At 59.0% G+C, this 11121-nt stretch carries 15 protein-coding genes; 7 read left to right on the forward strand and 8 right to left on the reverse strand.

The window, feature by feature from the left end:
• The first annotated feature begins 409 nt into the window (after positions 1-409).
• Positions 410-1285 carry an SDR family oxidoreductase gene (locus QUH67_RS09700; RefSeq protein WP_300947990.1) on the forward strand — a complete coding sequence of 292 codons (876 nt, stop codon included), beginning with the start codon at positions 410-412 and terminating at the stop codon, positions 1283-1285.
• 63 nt (positions 1286-1348) lie between these two features.
• Here the strand turns inward: QUH67_RS09700 and QUH67_RS09705 are convergent, their stop codons facing one another.
• From QUH67_RS09705 to QUH67_RS09715, 3 genes are all read right to left on the reverse strand, one after another.
• On the reverse strand, positions 1349-1840 hold the full coding sequence (locus QUH67_RS09705; RefSeq protein WP_300946451.1) for a 2'-5' RNA ligase family protein: 492 nt from the start codon (positions 1838-1840) through the stop codon (positions 1349-1351).
• 343 nt (positions 1841-2183) lie between these two features.
• The gene (locus QUH67_RS09710; protein WP_300946452.1) at positions 2184-2468 is read right to left on the reverse strand and encodes a DUF427 domain-containing protein; all 285 of its coding nucleotides are present in this window, start codon (positions 2466-2468) and stop codon (positions 2184-2186) included.
• A 54-nt stretch (positions 2469-2522) separates the two neighbouring features.
• Complete coding sequence (locus QUH67_RS09715; RefSeq protein WP_300946453.1) at positions 2523-2909, reverse strand: thiol-disulfide oxidoreductase DCC family protein; 387 nt, start codon at positions 2907-2909, stop codon at positions 2523-2525.
• Between the two features lie 351 nt (positions 2910-3260).
• On the opposite strand from QUH67_RS09715, the gene QUH67_RS09720 reads away from it, so the two are divergent.
• The gene (locus QUH67_RS09720) at positions 3261-3977 is read left to right on the forward strand and encodes an SDR family NAD(P)-dependent oxidoreductase (RefSeq protein WP_300946454.1); all 717 of its coding nucleotides are present in this window, start codon (positions 3261-3263) and stop codon (positions 3975-3977) included.
• 203 nt (positions 3978-4180) lie between these two features.
• Positions 4181-4645, forward strand: a complete 465-nt coding sequence (locus QUH67_RS34935) for a DUF3429 domain-containing protein (protein ID WP_407080420.1) — start codon at positions 4181-4183, stop codon at positions 4643-4645.
• Between the two features lie 83 nt (positions 4646-4728).
• On the opposite strand, the gene QUH67_RS09725 is transcribed toward QUH67_RS34935, so the two are convergent.
• Positions 4729-5217: a hypothetical protein gene (locus tag QUH67_RS09725; RefSeq protein ID WP_300946455.1), complete on the reverse strand. Its 489-nt coding sequence runs from the start codon at positions 5215-5217 to the stop codon at positions 4729-4731.
• A 240-nt stretch (positions 5218-5457) separates the two neighbouring features.
• Here QUH67_RS09725 and QUH67_RS09730 point away from each other — a divergent pair, with 240 nt between their 5' ends.
• Positions 5458-5607 carry a hypothetical protein gene (locus tag QUH67_RS09730; protein ID WP_300946456.1) on the forward strand — a complete coding sequence of 50 codons (150 nt, stop codon included), beginning with the start codon at positions 5458-5460 and terminating at the stop codon, positions 5605-5607.
• 8 nt (positions 5608-5615) lie between these two features.
• Entirely contained in the window at positions 5616-5990 is a 375-nt protein-coding gene (locus tag QUH67_RS09735; RefSeq protein ID WP_300947991.1) for an amidohydrolase family protein, read from the forward strand.
• Here the strand turns inward: QUH67_RS09735 and QUH67_RS09740 are convergent.
• Positions 5974-6651, reverse strand: a complete 678-nt coding sequence (locus tag QUH67_RS09740) for a sigma-70 family RNA polymerase sigma factor (RefSeq protein ID WP_300946457.1) — start codon at positions 6649-6651, stop codon at positions 5974-5976. The two genes, QUH67_RS09735 and QUH67_RS09740, sit on opposite strands and share 17 nt — an antisense overlap.
• Before the next feature lie 267 nt (positions 6652-6918).
• Between QUH67_RS09740 and QUH67_RS09745 the strand changes: the two genes are divergently transcribed.
• Positions 6919-7365 (forward strand): hypothetical protein, encoded by a 447-nt coding sequence (locus tag QUH67_RS09745; RefSeq protein WP_300946458.1) that lies wholly within the window; start codon positions 6919-6921, stop codon positions 7363-7365.
• A gap of 95 nt (positions 7366-7460) precedes the next feature.
• Here QUH67_RS09745 and QUH67_RS09750 read toward each other — a convergent pair whose 3' ends face one another.
• The 3 genes from QUH67_RS09750 to QUH67_RS09760 are packed head-to-tail and all read right to left on the reverse strand — an operon-like array spanning position 7461 to position 10805.
• A complete protein-coding gene (locus QUH67_RS09750) occupies positions 7461-7958 on the reverse strand; it encodes a DUF427 domain-containing protein (protein WP_300946459.1) in 498 nt (165 codons plus the stop codon).
• Positions 7959-7977: 19 nt separating this feature from the next.
• Positions 7978-9489: a dienelactone hydrolase family protein gene (locus QUH67_RS09755; protein ID WP_300946460.1), complete on the reverse strand. Its 1512-nt coding sequence runs from the start codon at positions 9487-9489 to the stop codon at positions 7978-7980.
• A complete protein-coding gene (locus tag QUH67_RS09760) occupies positions 9489-10805 on the reverse strand; it encodes a DUF3422 family protein (RefSeq protein ID WP_300946461.1) in 1317 nt (438 codons plus the stop codon). Before QUH67_RS09760 ends, QUH67_RS09755 begins: the two co-directional genes overlap by 1 nt.
• On the opposite strand from QUH67_RS09760, the gene QUH67_RS09765 reads away from it, so the two are divergent.
• Positions 10719-10910 (forward strand): hypothetical protein, encoded by a 192-nt coding sequence (locus QUH67_RS09765; RefSeq protein WP_300948322.1) that lies wholly within the window; start codon positions 10719-10721, stop codon positions 10908-10910. The genes QUH67_RS09760 and QUH67_RS09765 overlap by 87 nt on opposite strands.
• Positions 10911-11121 lie beyond the last annotated feature (211 nt).

Genomic DNA, 11121 nt, shown 5'->3' on the forward strand with positions numbered 1-11121 from the left:
CCCGCTTTATGATCCAGTCGCCACAGAAGCGCGTTATGCACGTAATTGGACGGCCGCCAACGAACAATATACAGAGGATATCGTGCAGACTTGTTGCCCGAAGTGCAAAACAATCGTGAGGACGACCGACGGAAAGTCTTGGACCATCATGAACCAGAGCTGCTCAGATCTGGCAGGAACTCCAGAAAGTCATCGGCCCGAATACTGCCCGACGCTTGCGTACGTTTTCCAAGCCGATGTCGAGCTACCCGGCCTAAAAAGAGCCGCTCGCAAATCTGACTCGGAGCTAACTAGGTCGTTACTCATGAATCGATAGGTTCACGGGGGCTCGTTAGATCTCCACTTTTCCTTATCGCTCGCCTGCCAGAGCAGGATGGTGTTGCTTTAGATGCTCACCTATAATGAGCAGATGAAAATGCTGGTGTTTGGTTTCGGCTATACGGCGTCGCATATCTCGTCGCTTCTACGGCGCAAAGGATACGAGGTTGTCGCAACCGTTCGCACGCGTGCTAAGGCCGACGATCTGGATCAAGCGGGCGTCAAAGCGCGGGTATATTCTTCCGACCATGCAGATGCGCAAATTCTGGAGGATATCAGGTCGAGCGACGCTATCCTGATCTCGGTACCGCCGAATGAACATGGCGATCCGGTTCTCAGGTCGTTCGCGGGCCAAATCGCCCAGGTACAGAATCTGCGCTGGCTGGGCTATCTTTCCACGGTCGGAGTCTATGGCGACCACGCCGGCAATTGGGTCGACGAGAAGACGCCGACCACGACCGAGAACGGCCGCCTGCGAGACCGGATCACCGCCGAGAAAGAGTGGCTCGCCTTGGGCGCTCACGTCTTTCGGCTTTCAGGCATTTACGGTCCTGGGCGAAACCAGCTCGTTCAACTGGCAGCAGGAACGGCGCGCCGCATCGTGAAGCCCAACCAGGTATTCAACCGCATTCATGTCGCGGATATCGCTTCCGTTATCGAAGCCTCGCTGACGAAGTCGCGGCCGGGCGGCATCTATAACGTCACCGACAACGAGCCGGCTCCGCCACAGGTTGTCGTGGAATTCGCGGCGAGGCTATGCGGACTGGCACCTCCTCCGGAAATTCCCTTTGAAAGTGCCGAACTCTCGCCGATGGCGCGCAGCTTCTACAGCCACAACCGGCGAGTTCGAAATGACTTCATTCGCGAAGAGCTTGGCGTCACCCTTAGCTACCCATCTTATCGCGAAGGGCTAGCAGCACTAAGAGCAGAAGGAGAGGGGCCAAGCGGACAAGTTCGGCCAGAATAATGTACCCCAGATTTAAAGGGCGCATCGAAGCGGGCCCGAAGGGGCCGCCAAGCGGCCCAACCGCTAGGCGAAAGGCAAGCGCCGGGCCATCCGCCATGGTCCCCCTAGATACTCCCAAAGCAGCAGACCCGTGACGGCGCCAGCGCTTTCTTCGAAGCCGTTCTCTATCGTTCGGTAGAGTTCCTTTGCAGCTTCAGCCGGAACCCTGTTTTGGATCGTCACGTGCGGCCGCCAGCCTTGGCTGTCTTGTTTGGAAAATTCGCCGCTCATGGCTTGGCGTGCCGCGGTCCGCAGCCGCCCAAGCTCGGGCGACTGGATCCGGATCGAGACGCCCGAGCCCAGCAGGATGGGCGTACTCAGCAGGATGGGTACTGGTCCGTCTGGCAACTCACAATCGTCCAGTCGGGCCGTCTGCGCCGGCGACAGCTGGTGAAACATCGTAAGGTGCGCCGGCAGCAGGTTCCGCTCCGGAGGAAAGTGTTGCTGCCGTAGCGTGTCGAGCCAGGTAAAACTCTCGGGATCTAGTTCAGCCGTCAGAATGTAAGTCGTTTCCACGAGGATGTCTCAGATTGGCGGGTCGAATTGCGGATCTTCCCCATCGACTACCAGCGGCGAAGAGAGGGATACACCTAGAAGCCGGAGCGGCTTTCGCGCCGGCATCTCGCTATTTGGCACCGATATCGCCAGCCCTTCGTGGTCGCCCCGGCGAGTGACCGGGGCGGGACCGACTTGCCGCGCGTGATCATCTCGAAGTCGTCAAATTTTCTCTCCAGCATGACGGTCCTGCCTCGCGAACCCTGAATTTGGAGCGCCGCCAAACATTGTCGATCAGCGGTTCAGCCGGCTCGAGGCTCGGGTTCATCAGGACGAGCTTGGAAATTGATCTCTGATCGCTGCCTCACGGCTCTACCTTCACGCCTTTCCAAAACGCTACGCGGCCGGCAATGTTTTTCGCCGCCGGTTTCGGATCGGCATAGTACCAGGCTGCATCCCGATTCCGTTCGCCATCGACGACCACGCTGTAATACTGCGCAACGCCCTTCCACGGACAACTCGATTTATGATCGCTCGGCTCGATAAAATCGCTTCGGACATCCTCTATCGGGAAATAGTGATTGCCTTCCACGATCTCGGTTCGATTGGATTCGGCGATGACTTTTCCGTTCCATAGGGCTTTGACCACTTGTCGCTCCACATTTTAATCGGTTTTATGATCAGGACGATCCGGGGACCATCTCTATGATCCTCCGCGAGTAAAGCGGCCGAACAGACTGGATAAGATCGGTCGCACTGGCAGAAATAAACGGTAGGCGATCTCGAGCATCATCATAATTCCGGGCAGCGCCGCCAGGCGCGCCGCCCACTTCCACCTCGGCAAAGTGCTCCAAACAGCCACAAAGGCCGCCGCTCCCGACAACAACAATCCATCATGGCCGCGAACGTGAAACCGCTTCATCGCTTGCTCTTTGGTCAGATCCCCGGCGAGCTTCTCCTCGGATATCGACACATCACGGAAGCAGATGTTGTCGGCGCCGGTCTGCTTGCGATAGTGATTGATCTCGGCCTGGCAGAGCGGACACCCTCCATCGTAGTACACGGTCAAAGATTGTGTTTCAGATTGCACGCAAAGCCTCAATTCGACCGGATGCCAGCCCGCTCGCGGCGAGTTCGCCAGATCGGGTTCAAGATCGGGAAGCCGCGTAAGCGGGTGTATCCCTCATTGAATACGCTCCGGCCGTCGGTTTGGATCACCCGCTCCAGAACATAGCAGCTTTGATTTGAAATGATTTGTCGATCGTGGGCCTGCCAAAACGATCGACGCCAGATCTGACCGCCGATCCGTCGAAAGCGAGGGTCGCTCACCAACTCTTGAAGTTAACCCCACTGCAAGGATAGTTCGTCGCTGGATGGCCTGTGACCGTCCCGAACGACTTCCTGGTTTGCTTTTAAGGAGGTTTGTGCGCTAACGGTGCCGATGTCCCAGAATCCAGATACCGGTTTTCCCCAGGGCGGTATTGCCGTTGTGTTTGGCGCGAGCGGCGGAATCGGAAGCGCTTTGGTCGAACGGCTGCAGGCAGGCCAAAAATTCAGGCACGTGGTCGGTTTTAGCCGGGTCAGCACGCCGGCGATAGATCTTCTGAGTGAGGCGACCCTCAAGGAAGCCGCTTACTCTGCCGCATCGAAAGGCGAGATAAGGCTTGTCTTGGATGCGACCGGCTTTCTGCACGACGATGTGCATCGACCGGAGAAGAGCTGGCGGGAGCTCCAGCCTGCCCAGATGGCCCGGTCCTTTGCATTGAATGCAATTGGCCCTGCGGTGATCATGAAACACGTGCTCCCGCTATTGCCGCGCAACGGCAAGTCGGTGTTCGCGACCTTGTCGGCCAAGCTCGGTAGTATCGGCGAGAACAAGATGGGAGGCTGGTATAGCTATCGGGCCTCGAAGGCTGCGCTGAACCAGTTGGTCCGAACGGCTGCGGTCGAACTCGGCCGTCGCCATCCCGACTCGATCTGCGTGGCGCTTCATCCGGGCACCGTCGACACCGGGCTGACGTCTCCCTTCAACACGGCCGGCCTTGACGTCCAATCTCCGTATGCCGCAGCTGACCGACTTCTAGCGGTCATTGATTGCCTGGGCCGCGGGGACTCCGGCTGCTTCCTGGATTACCGCGGAGAGCGCATTCCTTGGTGAGGTAGTAGTGACGCCCGGGCTACAAAATTTCATTAGGATTGATCCAAGTTCGATCCTGCTTCGTATCTCTCACAAGAATCACGCGAAGGAATGGGCATCCGACGCCAATCCGCTTGTCCATTTTATCGCGCGCGCAGCGTGTGATGCTCGGGTGCGTCGGTCTTTTAAGGCATGGACCATCCCGCATTTGATGGGCGGACATTGTGAATTCATACGAGGCGGCTCAATCGGATGCTTCGAACGTACCCTCGGCCGCTGCCTGGCTGGGGGGCTTCGGCGTTATACCATTCATTGTCCTTTCGCTTGCGAAGACGTTCGCAAGCGATGTTCTGAATGCGCGATTGTCATTCGCGCTGTTGGCATATGGCGCAATAATCCTGTCATTCCTGGGTGGCATTCACTGGGGCCTTGCGATCGCGTCTCCCCAAATCGATAACACCCTGTGGCGCCGGATGACCTTGAGTATTCTGCCTTCGCTCGTGGCCTGGGTGGCGCTAGTAACGCCGTCAAGCGCCGGCTTCCTTATCCTTGCGGGCGCACTTGTCGCGATGCTGTTGGTGGACATCCAGGCGTCCCGTGTGCGGGAAGCCCCGGCTTGGTATCCGAAGCTCAGATGGCCGCTGTCATGTGGCGCAGTCGCATCACTTATCCTGGGGATGTTTTCGTAGTACCGCTGGGAAATACGGACGTCATTTGGCTTTGAATAGACGTTGATCGCCGTGGCGGTCCCCCTCAGCGAGGGCAACGATCATTAGCGAGGAATCGGTCGCTTTCTTGGTAGCGGAACGCGCGCCGTAAAAATCAGCTGATCGGTGCTGGCCGACGCTTGCGCGAGCGGTGCTCGCCTGAGAATTTCCTGGGCGACTTCCAGGTAGGCTATTGCTGCTTTTTCATTTTCAATGAGATGTTTTCCGGCGGCTTTGGAATTCGCTGAGTCAGGACTACTCAAAGAGAGGCGGCTGGCATACGGCTGGTGATCGACTGCGATGGAAGCCATCGGCGGGCCAAGCAAATAGGTGATGCATCCGGCCACGGCGGCGGAGGTCAAAATTGCCGAAATAACAAGGTGCCAGCCGATCATCTGTCGGGCTTCGAGCTCAATTTTAAGGATTGCAGCTTTTTCCCGGCGTTCGTCGTTGCCAGGAAACATCAACAAAAGCCGAATCAGCACGCCGTACTCGAATCTCTTTGACTGTGCAGCACGCACCGGCTTTTTACTAGGCCATTGCTTTGAGCTCACATTTCAACGCCCGGGCTGACCCATGCTTTTTGAAGTGGTCGCAGCGCTTCTTGTCGTACTCAGCCTGGGCATTTTGGTCGCCCATGCGCTCGACGCGTATCGGTCATGAGACGAAATGGAGTTTCCGCGCTCGGCCTGACGCTCAACTACACTTCCGTAGTTCTACGTATAAGCCGTTTCGCCAAGTGGATTGCAGTAGCAGGCCTCTGCCCTCTGCTGCGGCGGGCCTCCTAGCTGAACGTGTTCGTTTTCGCGCATCCCTATTACGTCGGCGCCAAGGCGGGACTCGAAAATTACTACCTTACCAAGCTGATCGGCAATCCACTCGACACCACCGTGATGCTCGCCAACCTGATGTTTCCGGACGGCTCGACGAATTGCCGGACCTGAAGATCGTGATGGCGCATGGCGGTGGCTTCATTCCCTACCAGATCGGGCGGCTGGTTCACGGGCATTCGGTGCGCAGCGAGGCCAATGGCATGAGCAAATCCTCTCCGAAGGACCTGCTGAAGCGTATCTATTTCGATAGCCTCGTTTTCGATCCCCAGGCGCTGCGCTATCCGATCGATCTCGTCGGCGCCGATCATGTCTGCATTGGGACCGATGCGGCGGCCTGGTGTCGCGCGGCGGCGAACGCCCGATCGTGCATGCGGACCCCTTGCGTAACGGCAGGCCGTTCGGCTCCGCGGGCTGATCGAATAATTGTCCGACCGTCAGGCCCAACGCTCACTGCTTTCGACAGAGCGTCCGACGGTGCTACGAGCGTCGGATAACTTCGTTGGCTCCAACAATCAGATTGTGTTGCGAGCTAACGACCAAGTCGGAGATGAGTAAATTGATATCGCTATAGTTTGCCGGTGCACCTACGCTAGCGCGCACGTCCAGCAGCGCGCGGCGGATCCAGGTCTTTATGGTGCTGACCGGCACGCCGTACTGTTCGGAAAGCCGATGTCGGCTTTCCCCATGGATGTATGCCGCAATCACGAGTTGGCGCCGTAGGGGCCCCAGTGCTTGCAAGGCGAAACAAATGCTACGCTGTAGTCTGATAGTCTCGCTTTCGCTTTCCCGGATTTCGATGGTCTCGAGCGCCGTGGGGCTGTCAGCGGGGAAATTCAACATTGCCGAATGGTCGGAATGAATCTCGCGCGCCGGCTTTCGCGCGACATCGATCGCGAGATTCTTGGCGATCGTTGTCATCCAGTTCATGGGCGAACCGAGCGATGAACGGTATGCAGCGGCGTTCAGCCAGATGCGAACATAGGCTTCCTGAAGTATTTCTTCCGCCAGGTGCCTGCGCTTGACGATCAGCAGCACCGTGGAAAACAGCTTGCGCTTGGTCGCAGAGTAAAGTTTTTCAAAGGCGGCTTCGTCCTTCCGGGACATCCGCAGCAGGAGCAGTTGGAGTTGGGTTGGATGGGATCGTGCTGCGAGCATACCGTCTGTTCGCTTTCGTCGTCGTTCGGTGCATCTGCGAAAATGGGCGCGATCGGCTGACGCTAGGCTCTCCGATGTTGCCCGGACTGTCAATCAAAGTTTACACAAAGTAATTGTGACACTTTACGTTTACGGCCAACTCAGGAAATATTCCGACAATCAATCACTTGTATCGATTGATGGCGCCGTGCCGACGTCGAATGGCTTCCCAGGAACAAAGAGGTCGTGTCCAGATTGTCATGCGAGTTGGACAACCTGGAGGATCAGATGCAAGGCGACAACCCAATCAGCTGGCTGATGTTTTTCACCCTGGCGGCAACGACGTTCGGCATTGCCGGCTCGTTCATCTACTTTCTGCGTTCCCGCACCAACAGGGAGATCGCTTCCGAAGCCCTTGAAGGAAACGGTTCACGTGTTGGAGCGACACCGAATGGTGCTGGCCCCGAACTGATCGCAGTTACGGTCGTTGCGCTTGCCGTGATGGGACTGTTGACGACGGGCTATGCCCGGAAGTCGACCGTGGAGACGGCTGCTGTACCGACACCGGTCGGTCAGACGACGGGAATGTCGCAGGGTATGGCGCAGCCGGCTGGTTCATCCAATCAGCCCAAACTCTACCAGCCGGCCAATCCCGCGCCGGACACCCGCTCACCACCGACGTCATCCGATACTGGCGTTGGCAATCAAAACGGCTCCACCGGCGAGCCAAAGTAAGACATCTCTCGCCACGACTTGATCGTTACAGAGATCGCACAACGTCGCAGCGCGGACCGCAGAGGCCCATATCACCTTGGATGGAACTCTGCGGTTTACCATCCACGCGTTCTGGCGCCGCCCTTGAACGGCCCAACGATGTGCGAGCTGATCCATCCGCCGTAGAAATCGCCTTCCTGCGGTTGCACGCGTTCGTCATCCACCCAGCACTGATCGACGCGGGACGCATAGAACGCCAAATAGCCAGCGATGTCGGCGAATGCCGCGGATGGCGTCGGGTAGCTCCACGCCGCATTTTCGGCCACCCGGCCGTCGACGTCGAGCGACCAGTATCTCGCGTGCCCCTTGAATTCGCACCACGAACCTCCGGGCGCGCCCTGCAGATACTGCTGCGCGATATCGTCGGGCGGAATGTAGTAGACCGGCGGATGGCTGGTCTCCAGCACCCGATAGCCGGACGTCGTGTCGGCGATCGTTTGATCGCAAAAGATCACGCGCAGGCGCGCGCCGACTTTCTCCAGTCGCGGCGGGCGGGGGTAATCCCAGACCGATTCCTGCCCGGGCGCCGGTTCGGTGCGCTTGTGCTCCAACATATCCGCAAGCTCCGCTATTTCACCGCACGATCATTGGAAACGTCACGCCGATCCCCCATGCGAAGACGGCGGCGTTAGCGAGCGCGCCCGGCAGCGGGTGGCGCGTCGCCGCGTAACTCCATCGGCTTATCAACCCGAACGCCATGAACAGGAGCAGGATCGCGGGCACGATGATGACAAGGAAGAAAAGCTTCATTGGATTGAGCGCTACGGCAATCGCGAGCGACAGAAGGAAGCAGAATTTTGTCGCGGTATATGCGCCGCGCCGGGCGTGCTTGCCGCGTGTCAGCCATTCGTCGGCCACGAAGTAGGGGAGGGTGCCGCAGGCGATCGCGGCGATGAGAGGAAGCCGAGCGGGAATCGGTAGAAACGAAAAGACATAGGTGTCGATGATGAAACCAAAAGCGACGATGTTGTAGGCGGAAACTGCGACTGCTGCGATCGCGATGCGTTTCCAGGATACTGGCATCGCACCGGGCGATAGATCACTGTGCAAATACAATAGTGCTATGCCCGTCAGTACGCCATACAGCAGAAAGTGAAGTGTGAGATAGTCACCGAGCAGGATCGACAGGAAGTCCGTCGGCATTTTCCAGAGCATCAGCGGCGTCAGCAGCGCTGGCGTGACCGCAGCGATCAGAAGCGGTTTCCAGCCGAGACCGGCGCCGGCGGGCATCGGGCTCGCGGCTGGCAACAGTGACGACAGCGGCCAAGCCAATGTGATCATGCCGAGAAACACCAGCGCCAGCCAGCGCCCTCGGTTGTCGATAAAGCCTTCGCCTTGCTTGCCCAGCGCGGCATTGAGCCAGCGCAGCGTCTCTACCATGGTATCATGGCTGTAGAGCACGCCGATATGCTCGACGCCGCGCGCCAGCGCCAGTTTTCGTGCCGTGCCATCTAGAAAGTCACCATACGTCTCGCCGGCGCTGGCCGTTCCGCCGGCGGTGAGATTGACGATGCGCAGGCCTTCATTGCGGAGCATCGCAGGTTCGAGTGCGCCGACGACAACGAGCAGATTGCGGGGGCTGGTCGCGGTCACCACCGGCGAAAACACAGATACTGCGACCGTTGCCGCGACATCCGGATTCGCCTGCGCAAATCGTACGACAATGTCGGAAGCCATCGAATGCCCGAGTGCCGCAAGGCGGCCATCGCTCCCCGGTAGCTTTCGGGCCGCCGCCGCGACATCGGTCAATTCTGCCAGCAATGCGGCGGTGATCGTCTTGCCTTCCGTCACGTCGCCGCGCATTGGAGTCGGGTTACGGCCGTGACCGAGAAAATCGAACGTCAAGGCCATGTAGCCATTGCGCGCCAGCGTTTCCGCGAACGGCTGCATCAATTGCTGCGATCCGGCAAAGCCGTGCGCGATCAAGACAACGGGAGCGGGGGCTGTGGATTGCGGCCTGAATATCGTTACCGGGGTTTCGCCGACGGTATTCCGTGTTACGCTTAGGCCGGCGGTGCCCAGATGTAACTGGTACAGCCCGATCAAGATCGCCGTTGCTGCAACCAGTCCGATGAAGAGCTTCATCAGGTCTCACCGGCAATGTGCTTCTTGCGGATGCTGCGGACCGTCCACCATATCGAAAGCGCTGCGATCGGAACGAATAGGGCGGTCGCGACGCTGGGCTCGACCTGAAGTCGGCCGCTGTCGTACGCCGCCTTGGCGAGATATCCGAACAGGCTGACTACGTAATAGGTGATCGCCGCCACCGAGAGTCCTTCGACCGTTGTCTGCAGGCGCAGCTGCATCCGCGTCCGTGCATTCATCGACTTCAAGAGTTCCTGGTTTTGCTGCTCCAGCTCGACGTCGACGCGGGTGCGCAGCAGATTGGCGGCGCGTGCGAGCTTGAGCGAGAGGCTGGATTGGCGCGCCTCGGTGGTGACGCAGGTGCGTAACGCCGGCTTCATCCGGCGGGCAAGAAATGATGACCAGGTCGGTAGGCCAGCGACTTTTCGTTCGCCGATGGTCTGAAGCCGTTGCGCGACGATTTCTTCGTAGGCCCGGCTGGCGCCGAAGCGAAATACGCTGGCCGCTGCGCCGGCCTCCACCTCGGCGGCCAACGCGGTCAATTCATCTAGCAGTTTGTGATTGGCGGCGAGATCGCCGGCCTGGCGCATCTGTTCGGTGACCTCGACGAGACGCCGCTCCGAGGCCGCGATCGAGGGCGATAGCCGCTGCGCTTCGGGCAGGCCGAGCAGGGCCAGCGTGCGATAGGTCTCAAGCTCGATGACCCGCTGAACCAGTGCGCCGGCGCGTTCCGGCGACATCGTGCGGTTGGCGACCAGGATACGGACAAAGCCGGAAGGCCCGGGCCGAAAGTCCGTTGCGTAGATCGCGGCACCATCGGAGTTCTCGGCAACAGCAAGGCTGGCGCTGTCGAACAGGCGGTCCGGCGCCGTGCGCTTCGGGTCCTCCGCGAGCAGATGAAGATCGATTGCCACCAACAAAGGCCCGGGCTGTGGCACCAGCCGCATGGGCAACGCCAACGCCGCCGCATCTGGATGGAATGGCATGGCGGTCGGATCGGCCGGGATTTCCCAGGTGTAGGTGGTAAACTCGGAATGCTGCTCCCATCGCAACACCGTGGTGCCGAACGGGACGCGATAATGTTTTTCGGCAGGTGACGGTGCCTGGAGGCCTCGTGATGTGCAGAATGCGTTCAGGTTGGCGCGGTCGTGCTGGGCCCGTGTCCCGGACGTATCGAAGGCAAAATGCACAATTCGCGACGGCACCGAAATCGGCGTGAACGGTCGGGCATGAACTTCACCAAGCACGGCGGCGCGCAGCGGATGTGGCGTCAGCCGAACAGCCTCACCATCACCTATCAAGACATCCGAGCTCATCGCGATTTTGACCACTGGAAGAATGAAGGAAACTGTTTCGAGGCATCGTCGGTTACGATTACCACTCCTCCGAGCCCCGTCGAAGCCAAAACCAGCCTGGCATGATCCTGCAAAAAAATCCCGTCGGCCGTGAAACGTTTTGAACTTCGCGCGTATATTAATTGCCGCAGTCCATGCCTGCTGCTGCGTTTGCACCGCACGCGCGTTCGTTTGCATTCCGGCGCTGGCTGGTCTTAATCTCGGCCTGCTTCGTGGATCGGAGCGCGATTGCGGAACGGAGTCGGGTGGTGGCAGTCTCAATGCGGACAGGCACGCG

Source organism: Bradyrhizobium roseum (assembly GCF_030413175.1).
GTDB lineage: Bacteria > Pseudomonadota > Alphaproteobacteria > Rhizobiales > Xanthobacteraceae > Bradyrhizobium > Bradyrhizobium roseum.